Raw genomic sequence first — 23045 nt, 5'->3', positions numbered from 1 at the left:
TTTTTCAATCAGTTGTCAGTTGCTTCGTCATCATATAGTAGTCCGATCCCGGCGGATAATCATGGAGCACGCCGGCGACTTGATAGCCGAAGCGCTCGTAAAACGTTTTCGCTTGAAACGAGAACGTCGTCAACTTGACGCGCGTCGCCCCGAGTTCGTGGGCCAACCGTTCCCCTTCCTCGAGCAGACGGCTCCCTAGGCCGGTCCCCGCATGTTCTGACGCGACCCAGAGTCGGTCCAAGTCGAACCAGCCCCAATAGACGCTCCCGAACAACCCAGCGATCACGTCCCCGTCCTGTTCCACTTTCAACTGAACGACCGGGACGTCGGCGTTGCGGATCTCGCGATGGTGTACCGAATGAGCGTCATTGAATATCCGCAATCGACTCGTCAAAAATTGTTGAAACGCTTCGTCCTCATCATGAATTCGTTTGATGTCCATCACGCTTCCTCGCTCGAACCGTTCACGAAGAACGAAATCAGCTCTTGTGCTTCTTCGTCGACGGTCCGACCTGTCAGACGTTCGTATTGAGCGGTTATCGCCTCTTTATTTCCTGGGAAATCGAGAGTGATTCGGGCCAAATGGCGTAAAATGTCTCGGTCTTTCTCATATTCGGGACGGGTCACGACTTGGCCATGCGACCAGACGTACGCCTCGGCCTCGAACTGATCGAGTACATCTAAAAGACGCAATGTCCGGGTCGGGGTCATCCTCCAAGACGGCGCGTACAAGTTCGCATAGAGGGCATCCCCTAAAAACAGCACCTTTTCCTCTGGCACGTAAGCTACGACCGCATCAGCAGCGTGATCTCCACCAACGTGCTTCAGAATGACGTGTACCCCGCCGAGGTCGAGGGTGAGCGTATCATCGAACGTCAGCGTCGGTAAGACGACGCGCATCGACCGCTCCGCACCATATTCGAGTTTGATTGCTTCCGCACAAAACGCAATCTCGCGTCCGTCTTCGACCCGGTCGGCTAAGGAAGCATCGTCCCACGCATAGGGCAGCAACCGTTCCATCCCGGCTTTTGTCGCCGTGCTTGCGACGGAGACAATGTCGGTCAGCGCCGACAATCCAAAGATATGATCCCAATGCCAATGCGTCAACGTGACGATTGACGGTCGTTTGATGCCCCGCTCGGTCAAGGCGTCTAGAAACAAATTCGTGTGCGCCTCAGAGTTCCCCGCATCAATCATGAGCGTATGGGTGTCGCCGACGACGGCCCCTAAGATGGGACGGTCGGTCTCCGCGACCGGGTCCATATACCAAAATCTGTCCGAATGCTGCTTAAGTGTCTGCATGATCGGCCTCCTCTCTACTCCGTAATGCGTCGAACGCTTCGAACGCCCCCCGTTCGTCATTGACGAGGCGAATCGTCCGGACCGGCAAACGCTCTAACAAGCTCAATTCACGCCGTTGCCGGTCTTTCAACAGTTGAATCGTCCCTTCAATCCCGCCCAATCCGTTTGCCTGAGCGTAAGCGCGAGTCGTGTAATACTCGACGAAACCACGTTGCCACTCTGTCGGCCGTTCCGCATAGACATCGCGAAACACGGTCGGAACGTCGACCGTCTCTAAATAGACGACGGTCGGGTCGAGCGGGGCCAGTAAATCTGCCACCGTCTCGATGTAGGCTTCAATCTGCTCGTTCGGGACGTCTTGGGCCACCATGCCGATTGTGTACGGATTTTGCAGGAAGGCACATTCGAATACGTACGTACCGTCCTCTCCTTTGACCCGCTCCACGAAACGACGCCAACGGCCGACCATCAGTTCAACATGTATATCGAACGGCAGCTCATAGACGTCGACTCCAGAACGACGTTCGTTCGGACGGTATCGTATGAATCGACCTGTCCCATCTTGATCGATGACCTCGCCTTCCGTCATACCGTCTGCTTCGACCCAATAGACGTCATGAACATCGACCGGATGTGACGCATCGATTTCCGAATAAAACGTATAGCCTGGTGTCGCAGCGAGTGTTTTCGCGAACGTCGTCTTCCCGCTCCCTGGTAATCCTTCAATCAGCCATAATTTGCTCATATGATACCTCCGTATCAATTTTCTTGATGGGAGTCGTACACGTAATACCCATCCCCACCGCAATTTTTAGCGACGTACATCGCCGCATCCGAGTGATGAATCATCGCATCGAGCGAAGCGTGGTCTTTCGAACAAGCGACGCCTATGCTGGCCGACAACCGCAAGGACAAGCCATCTCCGACGTTCATTTCCTGGGAAATGATAAGATTCAACTCCTCAAATCGGTCTGCTCCAACTATTTCTCGTTCCGCATCGATGACGATTAAAAACTCGTCGCCTGCGAAGCGATACGCCTTCCCGTCATACGTTTGACTGAACGAGCGAATCCGTCGTGCCGTCTCGATGAGCACTTCGTCCCCGATCAGATGACCGTAGGAATCGTTTACTTGTTTAAAATCATCCAAATCGATGAACAACAGCACGACCGACTGCTTCCGATTCATCTTTTGTCTCATGTCGGTCATGAACGAGTGCCGGTTCGCCAGTTTCGTCAAACTGTCTTGGGTGATGAGTTCGATGACTTCCTGATGCTTACGTTCGCGCCGAATCTCGTTCTCCATCCACCGGGTCACGAGCAATATCGTATCCGTCATCTCGTTGATCGTCGCTGCGTCGACGACGTCGTTCAAGCTGCCCTGTTCGGCCAAGAACACGACCCAACCGAACGTCTTGCCATCATTGGACAACGGCAGACTGATCATCGAGCTAAACTCGATTCCATCGATCACAAGTTCGGCACGACCTAATTTTTGGTGCCCGATTGTCGTCAAAGCATGAAGTTGTTGCAGGGCATCACTCGTCCAGTCGAGCTTGCCTTCCCCGTCCTCGGATAAGACGCGATGTTTCGACTCCGTCGAGAAGACGACGGCATGGGAATAGCCGATCCAGCCGCGGAGCACCGTCTGAATCCGTTTTAGTTTATTGCCGAACGGTTCATGAAGTGCCGTCACCTCATAAAGTGACTCGAGCGTCTGTTGACGTTGGGCCTGGGCCCGTGTCTGTTCCGTCAATTCGATTTCAGCCATGATCCAACGCGCGAAATCTTCAAGCGACTGCAACGCTGCCTCGTCAAACGTGCGAGCTCGTTCGTCCGTCACACAAAGCGTGCCGATGACATGTCCGCTTCGCGTCCTGAGCGGAACACCGGCATAAAAACCGAGGTTTTCAAGCAACGGATTGTTTGTCCCGGCCTCAGACGTCTGCACATCCTCGATGACAACCGACGATTGGCCAGTCACGACTCGATCACACAGCGTCCATTCCCGGTCCACGTGTGGGCTCTCAAGCAAGGGACCCGCACAGGACTTGAACCATTGTTGGTCTGTCGTCAAAATCGAGATGAGCGCGACCGGCATGTTCAGCGTGCGCGCGACAAGTCGCGTAATCCGATCATAGCGCTCCTCTCGCGGAGTGTTTAAAATCTCAAGGCGCAGAATCGTCTTCAATCGCTCAGCTTCTTGTTCATCAAGTACCGTCGACGGAGAAGTCGTGGCCAACTCGAGTTGCCGTAGCGCCGCATGTTGATAGACGAGCGCATCGAGTGCCTGTTGGAGATCATTCAGCGGGAGCGGACGACTGAAGAAATACCCCTGAATCTCATCACACCCGAGCTGTTCCATCACCCGATACTGTGCTTCCGTCTCGACCCCCTCGGCCGTGACCTCTAAATTCAATTTTTTAGCGAGTGAGACAATCAATTTGACGATTTCATATTCTTTCAGGCCGTTGTCTTTATCTAATTGACTGATGAATGAGCGGTCGATTTTAATGCCGTCAATCTCAAACATCTTCAAGTAATTGAGGGAAGAGTAGCTGACGCCGAAGTCGTCAATCAACACGCGAAAGCCTTTCGTTTTCAAATAGTCGACCGTCTGAATGCCAAGGAGCGGTTCTTGCATGAGCGTATGTTCCGTGATCTCAAACTCGAACTGTTCTGGTCTCAACCCGTATGTCGCGAGCACCTGTAATAACTGTTTGATATAGTCTTGTCGAAACAACACCGGGGATACGTTGACCGCGACACGTCGCCCTGCAAACAGCTCCGGTTGCTCCATCATGTCACGACAGACACGGTCGAAAACGAACCCGGTAATGTCTTCAATCAAGAGCGACGTCTCGGCAATCTTAATAAACGTTTCCGGTGAGACGTTACCGAGCGCCGCGCTATGCCACCGCACAAGCGCCTCAAAATGAACCATCCCGTCCTGACAGCCAACTTTCGGCTGATAGACGACGCTCAGTTCACCTGCTTTCAGTCCCTTGATGAGTTCCATCTCAATCGTCATCTCATCGATATAATGTTGGACGTAATCGTCCTTTTCGTACACTTTGATGATTTGCTTGCCCGCTTGTCTTGCTTCGAGGAGCGCCGTTGACGCATTCATGATGACCCGGTCGGCGTCCTCGCTCCCCGCGCTGATTCCGAGACAACCGGATAAAGCGAACTCGGTCTCGGCCACTTGGTACGTGTACGCTGCGATGGCCGCAAGCAATCGTTCCCCATGTATCGTCGCCGTCTCGATTGAGGTGTAGGGCAGCACAGCGATAAAATCTTCCCCGTCTACGCGTCCGATAATCGATCCTTTCGGCAACAGGTCCGATAAGTGCCGCGTCATTTCTTTAATCAGGCGATGGGACTGTTCCACGCCTTGAAGAGATAAGATGATTTTAAAGCGATTGATGTGCAAGCGCATGACACTCGTCGCTTCCGCTCCTTCTTGTTTCGTGAACAGCTTCTCAAGCTCGAGCTTCACTTTCATCAAGTTTGGCATCCCGGTCAAATAATCGATGTTCTCGATGCTACTCAATAACTTCATTTCTGCCTCTTCCGACAAATCGGTCGTCAGCCCTAATACATAGCGCACGTTACCCGCCTCATCTTCGAGCGGCATGAGAACGGAGGACGCGAAACGGGCCGTATTGGTCTCGATATTCATTTGTGACATGAAATAGACCGGTGCGCGCGTCGCGACGACTTCGTCATAATGCACGATTAACTCGTTGGCGACATCGACCGCATACATATCATGTAAATACAAGCCACTCACATCGTCCGGGAGCGAGGACGCCAGTTTCCCCTGTTCACTGACGCGTGCGTACCGATATCCCTCAGGCGTCACTTCCATCAAAAACACCATCCGGTATAATTGAACGAATACGTCAAACAAATAGTGCGGATTGATCTTCATCTGCTGCATACTGTACCTCCAGGCAATCTCCGTTTCTTCTAGTTTAGTGGTTTTAGCCGGTCTTGTTCACGAAACCGTTTAAAAAAAGGGGAAGACGTTTTTAACGAGCGGGTAATAATCGGGTATAGATAAGTAAAAGTCGCAAAAGTGAGGTGAACCATCATGCTCAGTCGAAACGTCTATCCACAGACACGGCCCGGAAAATGGTCGGTCCTCTTGTTGCTTGCGGTGTTCGTGCTCTTACTCGTGTCTGCTCTCATCGTCCAATCCGCTCAACCGTTCAACTTCGACACGTTATTCGACAACACGTGGGCGGCTATCGTATCGATGTTGGCCATCGCCGCCGCACTCGGTGCGTTCGTCGTGGGGGTGTATACGATCTTACGCAATCACGAACGTTCGGTCGCCGTTTTCTTTACCGTCTCGCTTGGCGGGCTTGTCGCTTTGTTCGTGCTCATGCAACTGTTCCTCTAATCAAAAACTGCACCGGTCCCCGTTAGGACCGGTGCAGTGTTCGTCATAGAAGTTCTTTGGCGAGCAACCGATAGACGTTCAAGCGGCTCTCTTGTGTATGCTGGATGCTGCAAATCATCGCCTCATCAAATCCATAATGGGCTGATTCTTCCTGCAGTTGCGTCGCAATCTGCTTCGGTGTCCCGACGAGATGGATTTTTCGGTTGTTGGCGATTTGAATCTTGTCGATTTCGGTGAGCGGATAGTCGTGTGCTGCCTCCGGACTCATCAATTGGCGGAGCTGGCCTTTCATCAAGAACAGGCGCGATAGATCGGATGGACGTGCCAAATACTCGGCCTCTTCTTCCGTCTCGGCCGTCGTGACGAGATACGTGACGCTGATGTCCGGCTTCTCCATGAAAGTGGACGGGGTGAAGTGCTGACGATACGCGTCAAGCGCCGCGACACTCAGTTCCCCATTGAAGAATTGAGCGAAGGAATAGCCGAGCCCCATCCGTCCTGCTTGGATGGCGCTGTTCCCGCTCGACCCGAGGAGCCATGCCTCAGGGAGCTTCACCCCCGTCGGCGCTGCCGGCGTATTCTTATACCATCGTTCTTCCGGCGCCTCATCGTTGATGAGTTGGAGTGTCGTCCCGAGTTTTTCATACAGGCCGTCCATCATCGGTTTTTGCCCTTGCGACATCGCGTAAATGGCGTTGGCGTCTCCACCCGGTGCCCGCCCGACTCCAAAGTCGATGCGGCCCGGTGCGAGCGCACTGAGCGTCTTGAATACTTCGGCCATTTTGAGCGGTGAATAGTGCATCATCATGATGCCACCTGACCCAAGACGAATTCGTTCTGTCTTGGCCGCAATATAAGCCGCGACGACTTCCGGTGCCGAGCTGGCGAACGACATGCCGCCGTGATGTTCGGCCATCCACATCCGGTAATAGCCGAGCTCTTCTGCCAATTGGGCCAGTTCGACCGCACTTTGTAACGCATGTTCTGACGTATGTCCGGATGTCACCGGCGCTTGATCCAATACACTTAATCTCATCTGTATCGCTCCGTTCCTAAAGTATATATGGTGAATATCTCGATTTTGTAAGACTCGCCGTCATCATACTAAAGTGAGCCGGAGAATACGAATAGTTCGCTCTTGAGAACGCTTTCTTTTTTCAGAAAATTACAACGGGTTGTTGCCTGCTGGATGTTCACTTCTCTATAATGAACGAGAAGAAGCTATTCCTTCATAGCAATTCACGTAACGCACGATGGGGACGTGCCAGTGAAGCGCACACTACACTTTCGGGGAAAAGGGGTAAATTGAATGAATCACACACCAAACCGGTCCGGTCATGACGGGCCCAGATTCACGTCAGCAGATTACATGAAATTCATCATTCCATCGTTAATCGGGATTCTATTCTTCATCGTCCCAATCCCGTCTGGTGACGGGTTCACCATTCCCGTCGCCTTTTTATCGAACTGGCTGATTGATTTGATCGGCGGCATCGTACCGACGATTGCCGTCATCATGATGGGCATCTCGGTCGTCGGCTCACTCATCGCGTATGCGGTCAAACCGGCGTTCATCTTAGAGCGCCCTCATTTGAACACGTTGTTCAACGTCACACCGTTTTGGTTTGTGATGCGCGTCATCGGCTTCATCGCCGGCTTTATGACGTTACTCGTCATCGGGCCCGAGGCGATCACGTCCGAGTTCACGGGCGGCCTGTTGCTTTATCAATTGATTCCGATTTTATTCGCGACGTTCTTGTTCGCCGGGATGTTATTGCCGCTCCTGTTGAACTTCGGATTGCTCGAGTTCGTCGGTACGATGCTCATCAAAGTGATGCGCCCGCTGTTCCGTCTACCGGGTCGGGCCTCGCTTGACGCGCTCGCGTCTTGGGTCGGGGACGCCACAATCGGAATTTTATTAACGACAAGACAATATGAAGAAGGCTACTACACGAAACGGGAAGCCTCGATTATCGCCACGACGTTCTCTGTCGTCTCGATCACGTTCACAATCGTCATCTTGTCGTACATGAAACTCGACGCCTACTTCCCGCATTATTACGGAACTATTATCTTGTCTGGTATCGTCGCCGCGCTCATCATGCCGCGCATCTATCCGTTGTCCCGTAAGCCCGACACGGCATATGAAAAGACGGAATTGAAACCGGAAGAGCCGGTACCGGCGAACGTCCCGATGCGCGTCTGGGCACTGCGTCAAGCGTTGCTCAAATCAAAATCGAGTAAAGGCGCCGGCGCCACGTTCAAAGACGGGTTCCAAAACGTGCTCGACATGTGGCTCGGCATTTTGCCGGTCGTCATGGCCGTCGGAACGATTGCGCTCGTCATCGCCGAGCACACGTCATTGTTCACGATTCTCGGCAAACCGTTCGAACCGATTCTCATGCTGTTGCAAGTGCCCGAAGCAGAGGCCGCGGCCCAGACGATGGTCGTCGGGTTCGCCGATATGTTCTTGCCGGCCGTGCTCGGTAGCGGTATCGAGAGCGAGTTGACGCGATTCGTCATCGCCTGTGTGTCCGTCACCCAGCTCATCTTCATGTCTGAGGTCGGTGGATTGTTGCTCGGCTCAAAATTGCCAATCTCGTTCTTCGATCTCGTTCTCATCTTCTTGTTGCGGACGATCATCACGTTACCGATTATCGTCGGGATCGCCCATCTCATCTTTTGACGACGACACGCCCGTTCTCTCATTCCAGAGGACGGGCGTTGTTTGTATAATAAAGAAAAAGGGAGGTGCGTCATGGACGAACATTATGCCGGACAGCTCGAAGTAGCGAAGAAAGGCTACGCTGGAATCATCGACCCTGAGGCCTACGTGAACGACCGCTATCACGGCCATTGGACGGTCAAGAGCGAGAAGCGCATCAGCGGGGTTCCAGTGTTGCTTCAAAAAGCGTTCAACGGGGGCAAGAACAATTGTACACTCACCTCGATGACGGCCATTTTCCGCTATTACCATGACCTTGGCTATGAGCGCATCCCAGAGGACGTAATCGAGATTCAACGAGACGCGCGTGAGATTGCGCTCACTCATCAGTTCAAAGACGAGAAAGGCACACCGCCGACTCGAATCAGCACGATCGTCACGAAACTATGGGCCCATTACGGCTACAAAGGGAACAGCAGCTCACGTTATTTATGGAAATGGTCGACATTCGAGCGCGAACTCGCGGCCGACCGCCCCTTCATCTTGAATATGGCGAACGGATTTTATAAAAATCACTCCGTGACCGGAATCGGGTACATCATCTTCCACAAGCCAGGCTTTCCCGACGTCATCTTGCTCGAGGTGCTCGATAACCGCTCCCGCGACATCCGCTATATCGATTTCAACGAGTTCAACTTTTGGGGCAGTATCACACGCGTTCAGCCGCCAAAGCTTGACGTTCAGCCAAAATAACGACGAGCGCTCGCTTCGATGGCCGCCCCGATTTGCATCAGATGCTCCCGTTTCGCATACGAGCCATGGTGGAGCCCGAACGCGTCTCGACCGTTCCCGAGACCGACGAACACTTCGGATGGTTTGAAATGCAGTCCGACCATCGGGACATGGAGCGTCGCATGATAACCGAGCTCGAACCAGGCACTTGGATACGCGTCGAGCCGTTCACTGTGCGTGAACCCAGTAAATGCCGCACAGTTATCCCGCCCCAGGACGATCAAACGGGACGGGGTCACATAACGAATCGTCCGTTCGAGCAAATCGAGCGATGTTGGGTGCTCCATCCACTGGCGTCCCGTCCGCAATTGGCCCATCTGACGCGACGTCGCATATTTGAAGAAGTCGATATGGAGCGCCGACCCATCGTAGAATGAGCGTCCCATGCCTTCAAGCAGAGCCTCGAGCTTCGCCCCGCCCGGTTTGCCGAACCAACTCGTCGTCGCCCGTCCGCCCTCAAAGTAAGTCGCAGCATAGTCAAGCGTCGCTTCGAGCGCACTTTCATCTTGCAAGTAGGTATCGAGTGATTCGTCACGCCAATAGAACTTTTGCGATTCCCCACTTCTGACGGTGCCGTCCTGTTCATAAAATTCGCCGCGCGACGGGTTCGTCCCGACGGTGAGCCACTGTTGCTGCGTCGGGCGTCCATACCATAAGACCGGCGAGGCGCCATCAATCAGTTCCGCCTGAAACGACGACGTCATGAGCGCTTGTTGAAATCGAATTGCGTCTTGCAATAGCACACGTGCCTGATCCATCGTGCCACATCCTCTCTACTCGGTCGTTTCCCGCTTTCAGGCACATGTAAAATACGTTATAGTGAGAGGACGAAGCCAAAAAAAGGACGTGGATCTATGCGTATCAACAAATTCATCAGTGAATCCGGCAAGGCGTCCCGCCGCCAAGCCGACCGTCTCGTCGAAGAAGGACGGGTCACCATCAACGGGAAGAAAGCGAAAATCGGCGACCAAGTGAACCCAGGAGACGAAGTGCTCGTCAACGGTTCGGCCGCCCGCGTCGCACGAAACAACGTCTATATCGCCGTCCATAAACCGGTCGGGATCACGAGCACGACCGAGAAGAAGGTCAAGGGCAACTTGGTCGACCTCGTCAACCACCCGCTACGCATCTTCAATATCGGCCGTCTCGATAAAGACTCGGAAGGGCTCATCTTGATGACGAACGACGGTGATATCGTCAACGAAATCCTTCGCGCCGAGGGCGAGCACGAGAAAGAATACATCGTCTCGGTCGATAAGCCAATTACCCCGGAGTTCGTCGAACAGATGGAAGCCGGCGTCAAAATCCTCGGCCAGAAGACGTTGCCGTGTAAAGTCCACCAACTGTCGAAGTTCGATTTCAACATCACGCTGACGCAAGGACTCAACCGCCAAATCCGTCGCATGTGTGAAGCGCTCGGCTACGAGGTGTACCGTCTTCAGCGCGTACGTGTCATGAACATCACGCTCGGCAAGCTCCCGCCCGGACAATGGCGCGACCTGTCGAAGAAAGAGCGCGAGCAGTTGTTCCGCGAATTGAATTACGAACCGAAAGAATGGTATTAAAACAAGCCCAGACGCTTTTGTCTGGGCTTGTCATCGTTCATAGAGCGATGCGACATGGTCGGTCTCTCGTCGGATAAAGCATTTGAGTTGGGCGCATAAGTCATCGAGTTGCCCCATCGTCGTCTTGAACTTGAAAGCTGCGTTCCCGCCTTGACCATCGCCATCCCTCGCTCTCTCATTTCGACTATATCATGTCGTTTCCACGAAATCCGTCAACTTTTCGCCAAAACGGGAATAGTTCTATACAGATGATCTCGCAACGAAAAGAGGTGAATCGTCATGAATGGCGCCTTGTTTCCTCGCACCTCGGTCGGCAAGTGGTCGATCATCCTCATCGGCTTGTTCCTGGCCATGTACGTGCCGTTCCTCCTGCTCGATAACTTCGATACGACCTTTCATTCGACGCTTTGGAGCGACAACGCCGCGAACATGCTTCGGCTCAGCTATATGACCACGTTCTCCGTCCTCGGCCTCGGAGCATTCGTGACCGGATGGTGGGCCATCTTGAAACAAAAAGAGTACGCCGTGCTCGTCTTCTTCGCGGCCGTCCTCGGCTCCGGACTGTTCGTCCTACTCGTCATGGAGCTCCTCGGCATCCTCGAATAGAAGACAAAACAAGGAGTTCGCCGCGGCGAACTCCTTGTTGATTGCGCACTTATTTGACGATGACTTGCTTCATCTGGCTGGCGCGGCCTTTCGCATCTTCGATATGAACCGAGAGACGCTCTCCTTTTTTGAGCGTGCGTGTCTTCGTGACGAACGATCCTGTGAGTCCAGTCGTCCCTTTCCCGATGACACGGCGCTTCGCATCACGCACGATGACCGTCATTCCAGCGTCGGCGCGACCCGTCACTTGTTTCGCGTTCGCACGCGGTGTCGTGACGACCGGCTGTTTCGGACGAGCTCCTGTTGTGACAAGGAGACGTTCGCTCGAAACGAGCTTGCCGTTGCTATAGACGACACGGAGTGTCGTGCCTGCTTTTTGTGCTCCGATGTTCAAGGCGACCCGAGCCTGTTTCGACGTTCCTGTCGCAAGACGTTTCTCGCCGTTATAGACCGTCACTGTCGTCCCGCTTTGCACGCTAGCGGCAAATACGGTCGAATTGTCACGGACGATTCCTGGCTTGGCATAGAGACGCAGCATCGAAGCCGCATAATGCACGTTCACTTTGCCATAGCCGCTGATGTAATCATAGTTGAACGGAAGTTCTTCTTCCGAATCTTCCATGAAATAGTCAAGTCCGTCTTCATAGCTCATACCTTCGGTCGCATCGCCGCCTGAGAAGGCGACTGGTTCCGCTGTGCGATGGAGCAATTGACGTACTTCTTCCACTTTGAGTGTCGGACGTGTCGATAACAACAAACCAACGACGGCCGAGACGTGCGGTGTCGCCATGCTCGTTCCGTCCATATAGACGACGTTACCGTTTGGCACGAGGCTCGCGACTTTCGTTCCCGGTGCCACGACGTCGACGCCGTATCCGTGGTTCGAGTAATCCGAGACGATGCCGAACGTGTTCGTCGCACCGACCGAGATCGTGTATTTCGATGAAGCTGGGTATGACAGGCTTGAATCGCCGTCGTTCCCGGTTGCCGCCACGACGACGACACCACGGTCATATGCGTACTTCAACATGTAGCCGATTGTCCGACTTTCGCTGCCGCCGAGGCTCATGTTGATGACTTTGGCACCCGCATCGACCGCATACTTGATGCCGAGCGCGATTTGTTCTGTGTCTCCAGAACCGCTCGCGTCAAGCACTTTGACCGGGAGAATCGAAACGGCCGGCATCATGCCGCGCATCGATGTCCCGTTGTTTTGAATCGCACCAATGACGCCGGCGACATGTGTCCCGTGGCCGTGGTCATCGATGGCACTGCCTTCCCCGTTCGGGTCGACAAAGTTCTTCTCGTTGGCGATATCGACACGTCCTTTAAAGTCCAGGAGGCGATAATCGACACCCGTATCGAGCACGGCCACTTTGACCGATCGAGCCGGTAAGTTGAGTGCCTCGTAAGCGTCAATACCGATTCCAGCATCTTGGAACGGCGCCAATACCGATTTTGAATTGAGTGACCATTGATAGTCGTAACTCGTGTCGGCCATGAACGCTTGATACGTCTGGACCGGCTCGATGAACTCGACGTTCGCGTCACGCTCGAGCGTCGACTTGGCCGTCGCTTGCGTTTTCGTGCTCGCCGCTTCAACGTCGACGACCGCGAAGTGGTCACCTGGGCGACCAAGATCGACTTTCTCTGCTGAGACGTTCGATAAAGCGTTCATCTTACCGAGCGACTTGCTCGGTGACGATTTGTATTTGACGATATAACGCGGCGCATCATCGACTTCAATCGATACCCCGAATTTACCCATTACATCTTGGAGCGGTGTTCCGGCAAGCGTACCCGTTCCAAGCTTAGCTGCTACCTTGTCGACTTCTGCTTGCAATGCTGTCGGCACACTTGACGTCACGAGCGTCTGTAACCGTTCGATGGCCGCTTCATCCGCTTGCGTGAGCGTGTATGATTTCCGATCAACGAGCGCGTTCATGAGTGGCTGTAACGCCTTCAAATCATTGTACGCTTGTTGGCGTTTCGCGCCGTCTTTCACCATCGCTTTGATGAGGTATGGCGACGTCCGATAGTACAAGGCGGCCAAATCGTTGCCTGACTCCGATTGTGCCAACACTTCCGTCTGAATGCGACGGATGAGTTTCAACATCGAGTCGCGCTCTGGTGCCGGATTTAAAATCGATTCGACGGCACACATGCCCGCCTCCGTCTCGATGTTTTCATACTTGACCGGCAATTTAACCGGGTTGTAGACGAGTTTGATGTCTGAAGGCGACACCGTCTCTTCTTCCATCATCGGGAGATACTCCACTTTGATGTAGTATGGACCTTCCCATGCATATGGGAAACGAATCGTCGCCGATTGCTGTCCGTCTTCTTGTGTCGCGCTCGAACGATACTGTTCGAACGTTTCGTCCTTCGCTGCCAAATCGGCACTCGGATAGACCGAGATGTTCGCGAGCTTCGTCGAATCGAACTGAACTTCCATATGCGTCATCGCCGATGGAGTCCCCCGTTCCATTTTGAACCAGTATGTATTCGTGGCGTCTGTCCCGGTTTCGAATGTGACTTCTACTCCTGGGCTGAGCGTCTTCGCCTCTTGCATCCCCGCTCCAGCGTCCGCACTCGCTTGTGGTGGAATCAATGCCAATACGAGCATGAGCACCGTGACGAATGATAAAACTTGTTTCCATGTTGCTTTCATCTGTTCTCCTCATTTCTATATGTCCAAAGCTTCAACCGACGGATCCGTCAATTCATGTATACGTGATAATGGCTTGAAGGTTCCAACAATTAACTACAAAAAATCACTTAATTTCATTATTTTAGGAAACTCTCGATTTGTCTATCTCTAATATGGTTTTTTCGAAAAATAATTAAAAAAGGGTCAGAGGAAAATTCCTCCGACCTGCATGTGTTGTATTGCTTATTTTGCTGTGACGCCCCCATCGACCGGAAGTTCGATTCCCGTGATGTGATTTGCTTCATCCGACGCGAGGAAGAGGACGGCCGTCGCCACTTCTTCAGCCCGACCGAGATTCGGCAAAGCGATTTGATTCAGGAAATGTTGTTTATAGTCCGGGTGCTCCATATGCGGCGCACTCATCGGTGTCACGATATAGCCCGGATGGACCGAGTTGACGCGAATGTTGTGCTTGCCGTAATCGACGGCTGCCGCTTTCGTGAGCGACCGGACGGCTCCTTTCGAGGCCGTATAGGCACCGGCACCGGCCATACCTGTGAGCGCTGAGATGGACGAGATGTTGACGATCGACCCGCCGCCGTTTTGCTCCATGAGTGGAATCGCATATTGCGTTCCGAGCATGACGCCATCGATATTGATTCGATACGTGCGCGCCCAGTCTTCCTCCGTCTGATCCAAGAACGGTTTTGCGAGCGCGATGCCCGCATTGTTGACGAGCACGTCGAGCTTGCCGCACACGGACTGGACTTCGTTATAAATGTTTTCCCAATCGTTGCGTGACGTGACGTCGTGTTGAAGCGCGATCGCTTCTCCTCCGTTTGACCGGATCATTTCCACGACGCGCGTCACCGCTTCAAAATTGATGTCTGTCGCGACGACGGTCGCCCCTTCTCGTGCGAACAACTTGGCCGTCTCTTCTCCCATACCACTGCCTGCCCCCGTAATGACCGCTACTTTCCCCGTTAACCGCATAATCCCAACTCCATTTCTTTAAATATGATAGTCTAACTATCATTATAGTAGTCGATGCACATTCGATTCTCAACGAAACTGCTTCGACACGGTATAATAACGAGATACAAAGAGGTGATTTCATGAGTAAACGACAACAAAATAAAGAAGAACGAATGAATCGCATCATCGAGCAAGCCGAGGTGCTCTTTTTACAAGACGGATTTGAACGGGTGCAAATGCAGGATATCGCTGACGCGTCCGAGCTCGGGGTCGCGACGTTGTTCCGGTACTTTCCGAAAAAAGACCAGTTGATCGTTGCCGCGGCCGTGCGCAATTTGGCACCGACGCTCGATGCGTTCAAAGAACTGACGAGCCGGCCGGGAAATGCCTATTCGCGACTCGAAGCGATTCTCGACTATTTACTCGACCAACAAGTGAAGCGTACAAGCCACTCTCGTTTCCGTGAGGCGTTCGAGAGTTATGCCTCGTCCGTCGCAAGTCCCCTTCCCGGGATTGACGACTATATCGAATTGCAGCGCGAAATCATGGAGACGCTCGAACCGCTCATCGCGGACGGGAAGACGGACGGTTCGCTCCGGAGCAATCTCGACGTGAAAGCAACCGTCGTCACCATCATCAACGCGTTCGGTACGTTCGGCAACAACATCATTTTGAAGTCTCACATCAGTTATTTAGAGGACGACATCGAGCCCCTCATCCAACAGCGGGTGTTGCGAGAGATGCTCTTGTCTTACGTGCGCCCATAACGAAAGCCCCTTCGCGTGAAGGGGCTTTATTCGTGCAGTTCGAGCGGCAGACCGTCCGGGTCGAAGAAGAACGTCATCTTCTCGCCCGTGAACGTGTCAAACCGAATTGGTTCCGTCGTGACACCGTGCGTATTCAGTTCAGCGACGACCGCCTCGATGTCGTCGACTTTAAAGGCGAGATGACGGAGTCCACACGCCTCCGGGAAGCTCGGCCGTTTCGGACTGTCCGGTTTGATGAACAGCTCGAGCTCGTACGCACCGAGCCGCAGGTCGATCTTGTGATCGCCTTTGTCCGGACGCTGATGCTCGCGGATGACGTCGAAACCGAGGATATCGATGTAGAACCGTTTCGCCTCGTCATAATTTGAAGCGATAATCGCCACGTGATGGATGGTATGTAGTTGCATCATAATCCCCCATATACAAAAAAATGAGCACCTCTCACTAGAGGTGCTCTCGAAAAGTCTACCGCGTCGAACCACGCTCCACAACGTGCTCCCGAAGGAATGTCCGCCGTCTTACATAGACCAGCTCATCGCATGTACTCAACTATAGGTGAATCTGAGCCCCGCGTCAACGTTTTGTTTGAATCGGGTTGACATCTTCCTAAAAATTAGGATAATCAATAGTGTTAGCACTCTTATCATCAGAGTGCCAAAAACGAACAATTAAAAAGGAGAACGATCATGACAAAGAAACAGTTTCAAGCCGAATCGAAACGAATTTTAGAGTTGATGGTCCACTCAATCTATACGCATAAGGACATCTTCCTCCGTGAGCTCATCTCGAACGCGAGTGACGCCATCGACAAGATGTATTACCGGGCCTTGTCAGATGAGGCAATCGACTTCAACAAGGACGACTACTTCATTAAAGTCGAGCTCGACAAAGACGCCCGCACAATCACCATCCGTGACACCGGAATCGGGATGACGGCCGACGAACTCGAATCGAACCTCGGGATTATCGCCAAGAGCGGCTCGCTCGCGATGAAGCAGGCGACGAAGATGGAAGAAGACCACAGCCTCATCGGCCAATTCGGTGTCGGCTTCTACTCGGCGTTCATGGTGGCAGACCGTGTGACAGTCCGCACCCGCTCGGTCGACAGTGAACAAGGCTACTTGTGGGAGTCGGAAGGCACAGACGGTTACACGATCGAGCCGACGGATAAGACCGACATCGGGACTGAGATCACGTTGCACGTGAAAGCTGACACGGACGACGAGACATACTCATCATTCCTCCAAGAGTACGAGATCCGTTCGCTCATCAAGAAGCATTCGGACTTCATCCGCTACCCGATTAAGCTCGACGTGACGAAGCACCGTCAAAAAGACGATTCAGAAGAGTACGAGGACTATATTGAAGAAGAGACGGTCAACAGCATGGTGCCGATTTGGCGCAAACGGAAGAGCGAGCTCTCGGAGGAGGACTACAAGGCGTTCTATCACGAGAAGCGCTACGGCTTCGATGAGCCGCTCAAACACCTTCACTTGAACGTCGACGGCTCCATCCGGTATCAGTCGATTCTCTACATCCCATCGACGGTCCCGTTCGACTATTACACGAAAGAGTTCGAGAAAGGGCTCGAGCTGTATTCGAACGGCGTCTTGATCATGGAGAAGTCGCCTGACCTGCTTCCGGACTATTTCAGTTTCGTCAAAGGGATGGTCGACTCGGAAGACCTTTCGCTCAACATTTCCCGGGAGATGCTGCAGCAGGACCGCCAACTTCGCGTCATCGCCAAAAACGTGAAGTCGAAAATCAAAGGCATGCTCGAGAAGATGCTCCAAAACGAGCGCGAGGACTACGAGAAATTTTATGAATCGTTCGGTCGCCAGCTCAAGTTCGGCGTCTACGATCAGTTCGGTGCCGCCAAGGACGAGTTGAAAGACTTGCTCTTGTTCCACTCGTCGAACGAGAAGAAGCTCGTCACGCTCAAAGAGTACGTCGAGCGCATGAAAGACGACCAGAAGTACATCTATTACGCGACGGGCGAATCGATTCACCGCATCGACCTGTTACCACAGGCGGAACGCTTGAAAGAAGAAGGATTCGAGATTCTCTACTTCACTGAAGAAATCGACGAGTTCGCCATCAAGATGCTCCAGTCGTATGACGACAAAGAGTTTAAGTCGATCGCGAGCGGTGACCTCGGGCTTGATGACGAGGCGGCCCATTCCCTCAATGAGGACAACAAGGACTTGTTCGCCTTCATGAAACAAGAACTGGGCGACCGCGTCAAAGAAGTGCGCGCCTCGACACGTCTCAAGTCACATCCGGTCTGCTTGACGGTCGCCGGCGACGTCTCAATCGAGATGGAGAAGATTTTGAACACGATGCCGAACGGCGGCGGCATGAAAGCCGAGAAAGTTCTTGAAGTGAACGCCGATCACGCCATCTTCCAGACGTTACAGCGCATCTATAAGGAAGACGAAGCGAAAGCGAAACAGTATACGGACTTGCTCTATCAGCAGGCACTCCTCATCGAAGGGCTACCGATTGAAGACCCGGTCGCCTATTCGAACGCGGTGTGCGCGTTGATGGCAGAATAATTGAAAGGCAGAGGGCGACCTCTGTCTTTTTCATTTATTCGTATGAAGACGTGATACAATTTAACGTAGAAGAAATTCTTGGGATTGAGGTGTCATATGCTGTTCGAAAAAAATAAGTTGTATAAACGCTCTGAACTTCACGATCGTTATGGTGGAAGTCGACAACGAGGGATTAGTACCCCAAACAAACATAAACTCATCTTTATATTCGATAGTGGAATGGATGAAGAGTTTGGCTATAAAAATGGCTGGAATGAAGATGACGGTCTCTACTATTACAGCGGAGAAGGACAGGAAGGGAATCAATCGTTTTCTTTCGGAAATAAAGCTCTACTCAACCATGTAGAAAATGGCGAAGACGTTTATTTATTCGAATCGCTTGGACGAGGGACTTACCGCTTTGTCGATCAACTCATTTTAATTGGTTTTGATATTCAATTTGGAATTGATAAATATCACAATCAACGAGAAGTGATCGTCTTTGCGTTTGAACCACTGCATGTAATTCAGGAAGAAGCCCATCAGTTCTCATCGACGATGCGTTATAAATCAATTGAAGAGTTAGAGGAAATTGCATCTCGCGACCCAAAACGAGCAACTGGTTTAAGTATGTCCGCTCGAAAGTTACAAGTTCGCGAACAAACAGCAGCGCTTCATTATTATGTGCTGGCTCGTGCCAATAACTGTTGCGAAGCTTGTGAGCAACCAGCTCCATTTGAAACGGAAAACGGACCTTATCTCGAGCTCCACTCGCTCTACAAAGAATCCGATGATGGCTTGTCGCAACCTGACCAAGTTGTAGCAGTTTGTCCGAACTGTCACGCTCGCCTCCATAAAGGCATAGATCGAGTAGAATTTAATCAAGACATCATCCATAAGATTCAGCAACCTTGATCTGCCTTCAGATTAAGGTTTTTTTATTTGTAATTGATAATCTAGTGATTTATGACGAGAATCAAGGATTCATTTCTTCATCGAACCTATGTCTCTGAATTAGGTTTTATTTTTTTTGCATAGGTTATTGAAAACAAAAGCACATTTATTTTGTAATCGTTTTCTTTCCTTTCATCAAGCGATTTATCCATTTAACGTTGATATATCAACATTTTACCAGACATGCAAACGCCTTGACATTTTTGGCGGGTTATATGAAGTTAGTATTACATTATAATTATTCTAGTAGAGACGAAAGTCCACTAGAGTAAAAAACCAAGGAGGACATATCCCATGTCATTAATCGGCAAAGAAATCTTACCTTTCAAAGCACAAGCATTCCAAACAGGTGAATTCCTCGAAGTATCAGACAACGACTTCAAAGGTCAATGGAGCGTCGTTTGCTTCTACCCAGCTGACTTCACATTCGTCTGCCCGACTGAACTTGAAGATCTTCAAAACGAATACGCGACACTTAAAAACCTCGGCGTCGAAGTTTACTCAGTATCGACTGACACACACTTCACGCACAAAGCATGGCACGAAACGTCTGAGAAAATCGGTAAAATCGAGTACATCATGATTGGTGACCCATCACACACAATCTCACGTAACTTCGACGTCTTGAACGAAGAAGATGGCCTTGCTGACCGCGGTACGTTCATCATCGACCCAGACGGCGTCATCCAAACAGTTGAAATTAACGCAGGCGGCATCGGCCGTGACGCGAGCACACTCGTTAACAAAGTCAAAGCGGCACAATACGTCCGCAACAACCCAGGCGAAGTTTGCCCGGCTAAATGGGAAGAAGGATCTGCAACACTTCGCCCGAGCCTCGACCTCGTCGGCAAGTTGTAAGGAGCGGATTTCATGTTAGAAGCAGATATTAAACAACAGTTGGACCAATATCTCCAGCTCATGGAGGGCGACGTCGTCCTCCGTGTCAGCGCTGGAGACGACGCGGTCTCAAAAGAGATGCTCGACCTCGTGAACGAACTCGCGAGCATGTCGTCACGCATCTCGGTCGAGAACGTCACGCTCGTTCGCACACCGAGCTTCAGCGTGAGCCGTCCGTCTGAAGAGACAGGGATCGTCTTCGCGGGCATTCCGCTCGGTCACGAGTTCACGTCACTCGTCCTCGCGTTGCTCCAAGTGAGCGGCCGGGCGCCGAAAGTCGACGCGGACGCGATCAAACAGATTCAAAACATTCAAGGCACGTACCACTTTGAATCGTATATCAGCCTCAGCTGCCACAACTGCCCGGACGTCGTCCAGGCACTCAACGTCATGAGCGTGCTCAACCCGAACATCTCGCATACGATGATTGACGGTGGTGCGTTCAAGGCAGAAGTTGAAGCGAAAGAGATCATGGCTGTCCCGACCGTCTTCTTGAACGGTGAGGCGTTCGGCAACGGACGCATGTCACTTGAAGAGATTTTGGCGAAACTCGGCACTGGCCCTGACGCTTCAGCATTCGACAACAAAGACCCGTATGACGTCCTCGTCATCGGTGGCGGCCCGGCCGGTTCGAGCGCAGCGGTTTACGCGGCTCGTAAAGGCATCCGGACCGGCATCGTCGCAGAACGCTTCGGTGGTCAAGTGATGGACACGATGGGAATCGAAAACTTCATCGGCACATCTTACACAGAAGGCCCGAAACTCGTCGCGAGCTTAGAAGAGCACGTGAAAGAGTACGGCATCGACGTCATGAACCTTCAGCGCGCGAAGCGCCTCGAGAAGAAAGAACTCGTCGAAGTCGAACTTGAGAACGGCGCCGTCTTGAAGAGTAAAAGTGTCATCCTGTCGACGGGTGCTCGCTGGCGCAACGTCAACGTCCCAGGTGAAGCCGAGTTCAAAAACAAAGGTGTCGCCTATTGCCCGCACTGTGATGGCCCGCTCTTCGAAGGCAAGCGCGTCGCGGTCATCGGTGGCGGTAACTCTGGAATTGAAGCAGCAATCGACCTCGCTGGAATCGTCAAACACGTGACGGTGCTCGAGTTCGCTGCCGAACTCAAAGCCGACCAAGTGCTTCAAGACCGTCTACACAGCCTCCCGAACGTGACCGTCGTAACGAACGCACAGACGACAGAAATCACGGGTACGGACAAAGTGAACGGCATCTCATATATGTCACGTGAGACGAACGAAACGCATCACATCGAACTCGAAGGCGTCTTCGTCCAAATCGGTCTCGTCCCGAACACGGACTGGCTCGACTCGGTCGAACGCAACAACTTCGGTGAGATCGTCGTCGACCGTCATGGCGCGACGAACGTCCCAGGTGTGTTCGCAGCAGGCGACTGCACGAACAGCGCCTACAAACAGATCATCATCTCGATGGGTTCTGGTGCGACTGCCGCACTCGGTGCTTTCGATTATATGATTCGCAACTAATCAGAAACGCGTCCTCACATTGGAGGACGCGTTTTTATAATGTCTCCCGAATCGGGTAAAAACAAGACTCGGTCCCCTGAATCAATTTCAAATAAATAGACACGGTTTGGTTGAAACGGATTCCAGCCTTCGTTCACCACTCCGACACCGTCCACATAGTTCACAATCTTATGTACTTGTTTCAGGTTATATTCTGCCTCGGCGACCGAATAACTCGGCAACCCGAAGTAAATCGCTCCAGCAATCAATAGTGAAAAAATCATTCCCATTCGTATACGATTCCGGCCTTCTAAATTTCTTAAGCCAATCAACGTCACGATAATCATACTGGTCGCCGTTCCAAACGCCGCCGAGTTTCCATACCAAGCCTCATTGACGACCATCATTCCTCCAATGGCCAATATCCCGAACATCCACCACCACTTCATCCCCATCACCTCTCTATGATTATCCCAAAAACAGGAAAATGAGCAACTTCATTTTGGTTTACTCCAACCGATTCAAACGTTTGATTCCCCGGGAAAGTGGAATATCGGACAAGAGAACGGATTTTGAATGAGGAGGCATTTTATGAACATCCCAACCATTAAACTACATGATGGCTACGAGATTCCGGCCATCGGGCTCGGCACCGTCTATTTACGAGGTGAACCGGGCGTCGACGCCATCACGAGCGCCATCCGCAACGGCTATCGTCTCATCGATTCGGCGATTCGCTATGACAATGAAGGTGCCGTCGGCGAAGCCGTCCGCCAATCTGGCATCCCGCGCGAGCAGCTGTTTTTGACGTCGAAGCTGCGGGCTCAATATTTTAATTATGATGATGCACTCGAGATGATTCGTGAGTCACTCTATCGGGCGAACCTCGACTATTGGGACTTGTTCCTGTTGCATTGGCCGAACCCGAAACAAGACAAATACGTGGAGGCGTGGCGCGCACTCATCCAAGCGAAAGAGAACGGGTGGATCCGCTCCATCGGCGTCTCGAACTTTATGCCTGAGCACCTCGACCGTTTGATTGAGGAGACGGGTGAGACACCGGTCATCAACCAAATCGAGCTCCACCCATACTTCTCCCAAGTGGAACAGCGTCAAGCTGACAAAGAGCGCGGCATCATCACTGAGGCATGGAGTCCGTTGAGCCGAGCCCGGACTGTCACGCATGACGAGACGATTGCGGAACTAGCAAGACAAAAAGGCAAGACCGTGTCTCAAGTCATTCTGCGTTGGCACGTCCAACTCGGTGTCATCCCGCTCCCCCGTTCGTCGAGCGAGTTGCACCAAAAAGAGAACCTCGACGTCTTCAACTTCGAATTGACCGAGGACGAGATGGAGACACTCAACGCGCTGACAAAGCCAGATGGCCGCATCGACAACCAAGACCCGAGAGAATACGAGGAATACTAAAAAAGATTGAGCCGTCTGGGCTCAATC

At 52.3% G+C, this 23045-nt stretch carries 21 protein-coding genes; 11 read left to right on the top strand and 10 right to left on the bottom strand.

The window, feature by feature from the left end; all coding sequences use genetic code 11:
* Positions 1-4 precede the first annotated feature (4 nt).
* From M467_RS30055 to M467_RS30045, 4 genes are read right to left on the bottom strand one after another with little or no spacing between them, the layout of a single operon-like run.
* Positions 5-442 (bottom strand): GNAT family N-acetyltransferase, encoded by a 438-nt coding sequence (locus M467_RS30055; RefSeq protein ID WP_021067935.1) that lies wholly within the window; start codon positions 440-442, stop codon positions 5-7.
* On the bottom strand, positions 442-1302 hold the full coding sequence (locus tag M467_RS30050) for an MBL fold metallo-hydrolase (protein WP_021067934.1): 861 nt from the start codon (positions 1300-1302) through the stop codon (positions 442-444). The genes M467_RS30055 and M467_RS30050 overlap by 1 nt, the downstream gene beginning before the upstream one ends.
* Positions 1289-2047 carry a P-loop NTPase family protein gene (locus M467_RS31520; RefSeq protein WP_021067933.1) on the bottom strand — a complete coding sequence of 253 codons (759 nt, stop codon included), beginning with the start codon at positions 2045-2047 and terminating at the stop codon, positions 1289-1291. Before M467_RS31520 ends, M467_RS30050 begins: the two co-directional genes overlap by 14 nt.
* Before the next feature lie 14 nt (positions 2048-2061).
* Positions 2062-5244 carry a bifunctional diguanylate cyclase/phosphodiesterase gene (locus M467_RS30045; RefSeq protein ID WP_021067932.1) on the bottom strand — a complete coding sequence of 1061 codons (3183 nt, stop codon included), beginning with the start codon at positions 5242-5244 and terminating at the stop codon, positions 2062-2064.
* Between the two features lie 153 nt (positions 5245-5397).
* Between M467_RS30045 and M467_RS30040 the strand changes: the two genes are divergently transcribed.
* Positions 5398-5709 carry a hypothetical protein gene (locus M467_RS30040; protein ID WP_021067931.1) on the top strand — a complete coding sequence of 104 codons (312 nt, stop codon included), beginning with the start codon at positions 5398-5400 and terminating at the stop codon, positions 5707-5709.
* 43 nt (positions 5710-5752) lie between these two features.
* Here M467_RS30040 and M467_RS30035 read toward each other — a convergent pair whose 3' ends face one another.
* Positions 5753-6745, bottom strand: coding sequence for an LLM class flavin-dependent oxidoreductase (locus M467_RS30035; RefSeq protein ID WP_031200414.1), 993 nt, complete (start codon positions 6743-6745; stop codon positions 5753-5755).
* A gap of 273 nt (positions 6746-7018) precedes the next feature.
* Here M467_RS30035 and M467_RS30030 point away from each other — a divergent pair, with 273 nt between their 5' ends.
* Positions 7019-8395 carry a YjiH family protein gene (locus M467_RS30030; protein ID WP_021067929.1) on the top strand — a complete coding sequence of 459 codons (1377 nt, stop codon included), beginning with the start codon at positions 7019-7021 and terminating at the stop codon, positions 8393-8395.
* Between the two features lie 72 nt (positions 8396-8467).
* A complete protein-coding gene (locus M467_RS30025; RefSeq protein ID WP_021067928.1) occupies positions 8468-9127 on the top strand; it encodes a C39 family peptidase in 660 nt (219 codons plus the stop codon).
* On the opposite strand, the gene M467_RS30020 is transcribed toward M467_RS30025, so the two are convergent.
* On the bottom strand, positions 9115-9924 hold the full coding sequence (locus M467_RS30020; protein ID WP_021067927.1) for a hypothetical protein: 810 nt from the start codon (positions 9922-9924) through the stop codon (positions 9115-9117). The two genes, M467_RS30025 and M467_RS30020, sit on opposite strands and share 13 nt — an antisense overlap.
* A 96-nt stretch (positions 9925-10020) precedes the next feature.
* Here M467_RS30020 and rluF point away from each other — a divergent pair, with 96 nt between their 5' ends.
* Both rluF and M467_RS30010 read left to right on the top strand, forming a co-directional pair.
* The gene (gene rluF, locus M467_RS30015; protein WP_021067926.1) at positions 10021-10731 is read left to right on the top strand and encodes a 23S rRNA pseudouridine(2604) synthase RluF; all 711 of its coding nucleotides are present in this window, start codon (positions 10021-10023) and stop codon (positions 10729-10731) included.
* A gap of 279 nt (positions 10732-11010) precedes the next feature.
* A complete protein-coding gene (locus M467_RS30010; protein WP_021067925.1) occupies positions 11011-11337 on the top strand; it encodes a hypothetical protein in 327 nt (108 codons plus the stop codon).
* A 49-nt stretch (positions 11338-11386) separates the two neighbouring features.
* Here the strand turns inward: M467_RS30010 and M467_RS30005 are convergent, their stop codons facing one another.
* Positions 11387-14008, bottom strand: coding sequence for a S8 family peptidase (locus M467_RS30005; RefSeq protein WP_021067924.1), 2622 nt, complete (start codon positions 14006-14008; stop codon positions 11387-11389).
* Positions 14009-14230: 222 nt separating this feature from the next.
* Positions 14231-14980 carry an SDR family NAD(P)-dependent oxidoreductase gene (locus M467_RS30000; protein ID WP_021067923.1) on the bottom strand — a complete coding sequence of 250 codons (750 nt, stop codon included), beginning with the start codon at positions 14978-14980 and terminating at the stop codon, positions 14231-14233.
* Positions 14981-15102: 122 nt separating this feature from the next.
* On the opposite strand from M467_RS30000, the gene M467_RS29995 reads away from it, so the two are divergent.
* A complete protein-coding gene (locus M467_RS29995) occupies positions 15103-15729 on the top strand; it encodes a TetR/AcrR family transcriptional regulator (protein ID WP_021067922.1) in 627 nt (208 codons plus the stop codon).
* A gap of 26 nt (positions 15730-15755) precedes the next feature.
* On the opposite strand, the gene gloA2 is transcribed toward M467_RS29995, so the two are convergent.
* Positions 15756-16136 (bottom strand): SMU1112c/YaeR family gloxylase I-like metalloprotein, encoded by a 381-nt coding sequence (gene gloA2, locus M467_RS29990; RefSeq protein WP_021067921.1) that lies wholly within the window; start codon positions 16134-16136, stop codon positions 15756-15758.
* Between the two features lie 279 nt (positions 16137-16415).
* Here gloA2 and htpG point away from each other — a divergent pair, with 279 nt between their 5' ends.
* From htpG to ahpF, 4 genes are all read left to right on the top strand, one after another.
* Positions 16416-18284 (top strand): molecular chaperone HtpG, encoded by a 1869-nt coding sequence (htpG, locus tag M467_RS29985; RefSeq protein ID WP_021067920.1) that lies wholly within the window; start codon positions 16416-16418, stop codon positions 18282-18284.
* Between the two features lie 96 nt (positions 18285-18380).
* Positions 18381-19178, top strand: a complete 798-nt coding sequence (locus M467_RS29980) for an SRA domain-containing endonuclease (protein WP_021067919.1) — start codon at positions 18381-18383, stop codon at positions 19176-19178.
* Between the two features lie 333 nt (positions 19179-19511).
* Positions 19512-20075 carry an alkyl hydroperoxide reductase subunit C gene (ahpC, locus tag M467_RS29975; RefSeq protein ID WP_021067918.1) on the top strand — a complete coding sequence of 188 codons (564 nt, stop codon included), beginning with the start codon at positions 19512-19514 and terminating at the stop codon, positions 20073-20075.
* Between the two features lie 12 nt (positions 20076-20087).
* Positions 20088-21611: an alkyl hydroperoxide reductase subunit F gene (gene ahpF, locus M467_RS29970; RefSeq protein ID WP_021067917.1), complete on the top strand. Its 1524-nt coding sequence runs from the start codon at positions 20088-20090 to the stop codon at positions 21609-21611.
* 14 nt (positions 21612-21625) lie between these two features.
* Here ahpF and M467_RS29965 read toward each other — a convergent pair whose 3' ends face one another.
* Positions 21626-22039 (bottom strand): hypothetical protein, encoded by a 414-nt coding sequence (locus M467_RS29965; protein ID WP_144060675.1) that lies wholly within the window; start codon positions 22037-22039, stop codon positions 21626-21628.
* Positions 22040-22181: 142 nt separating this feature from the next.
* Between M467_RS29965 and M467_RS29960 the strand changes: the two genes are divergently transcribed.
* Positions 22182-23018, top strand: coding sequence for an aldo/keto reductase (locus tag M467_RS29960; RefSeq protein WP_021067915.1), 837 nt, complete (start codon positions 22182-22184; stop codon positions 23016-23018).
* Positions 23019-23045: the final 27 nt, after the last annotated feature.

It is taken from the genome of Exiguobacterium chiriqhucha RW-2, from assembly GCF_000416965.1.
Taxonomy (GTDB): Bacteria; Bacillota; Bacilli; order Exiguobacteriales; family Exiguobacteriaceae; genus Exiguobacterium; species Exiguobacterium chiriqhucha.
This window is presented reverse-complemented; position numbering and strand designations above follow the sequence as displayed.

Coding starts and splice junctions, on each gene's coding strand:
- rluF (WP_021067926.1), top strand. CDS start 10,021: ATGCGTATCAACAAATTCATCAGTGAATCCGGCAAGGCGTCCCGCCGC.
- M467_RS30020 (WP_021067927.1), bottom strand. CDS start 9,924: ATGGATCAGGCACGTGTGCTATTGCAAGACGCAATTCGATTTCAACAA.
- htpG (WP_021067920.1), top strand. CDS start 16,416: ATGACAAAGAAACAGTTTCAAGCCGAATCGAAACGAATTTTAGAGTTG.
- M467_RS30045 (WP_021067932.1), bottom strand. CDS start 5,244: ATGCAGCAGATGAAGATCAATCCGCACTATTTGTTTGACGTATTCGTT.
- M467_RS29980 (WP_021067919.1), top strand. CDS start 18,381: ATGCTGTTCGAAAAAAATAAGTTGTATAAACGCTCTGAACTTCACGAT.
- M467_RS30010 (WP_021067925.1), top strand. CDS start 11,011: ATGAATGGCGCCTTGTTTCCTCGCACCTCGGTCGGCAAGTGGTCGATC.
- ahpF (WP_021067917.1), top strand. CDS start 20,088: ATGTTAGAAGCAGATATTAAACAACAGTTGGACCAATATCTCCAGCTC.
- M467_RS30025 (WP_021067928.1), top strand. CDS start 8,468: ATGGACGAACATTATGCCGGACAGCTCGAAGTAGCGAAGAAAGGCTAC.
- M467_RS30000 (WP_021067923.1), bottom strand. CDS start 14,980: ATGCGGTTAACGGGGAAAGTAGCGGTCATTACGGGGGCAGGCAGTGGT.
- ahpC (WP_021067918.1), top strand. CDS start 19,512: ATGTCATTAATCGGCAAAGAAATCTTACCTTTCAAAGCACAAGCATTC.
- M467_RS29995 (WP_021067922.1), top strand. CDS start 15,103: ATGAGTAAACGACAACAAAATAAAGAAGAACGAATGAATCGCATCATC.
- M467_RS30050 (WP_021067934.1), bottom strand. CDS start 1,302: ATGCAGACACTTAAGCAGCATTCGGACAGATTTTGGTATATGGACCCG.
- M467_RS29965 (WP_144060675.1), bottom strand. CDS start 22,039: ATGAAGTGGTGGTGGATGTTCGGGATATTGGCCATTGGAGGAATGATG.
- gloA2 (WP_021067921.1), bottom strand. CDS start 16,136: ATGCAACTACATACCATCCATCACGTGGCGATTATCGCTTCAAATTAT.
- M467_RS31520 (WP_021067933.1), bottom strand. CDS start 2,047: ATGAGCAAATTATGGCTGATTGAAGGATTACCAGGGAGCGGGAAGACG.
- M467_RS30030 (WP_021067929.1), top strand. CDS start 7,019: ATGAATCACACACCAAACCGGTCCGGTCATGACGGGCCCAGATTCACG.
- M467_RS29960 (WP_021067915.1), top strand. CDS start 22,182: ATGAACATCCCAACCATTAAACTACATGATGGCTACGAGATTCCGGCC.
- M467_RS30005 (WP_021067924.1), bottom strand. CDS start 14,008: ATGAAAGCAACATGGAAACAAGTTTTATCATTCGTCACGGTGCTCATG.
- M467_RS30055 (WP_021067935.1), bottom strand. CDS start 442: ATGGACATCAAACGAATTCATGATGAGGACGAAGCGTTTCAACAATTT.
- M467_RS30040 (WP_021067931.1), top strand. CDS start 5,398: ATGCTCAGTCGAAACGTCTATCCACAGACACGGCCCGGAAAATGGTCG.
- M467_RS30035 (WP_031200414.1), bottom strand. CDS start 6,745: ATGAGATTAAGTGTATTGGATCAAGCGCCGGTGACATCCGGACATACG.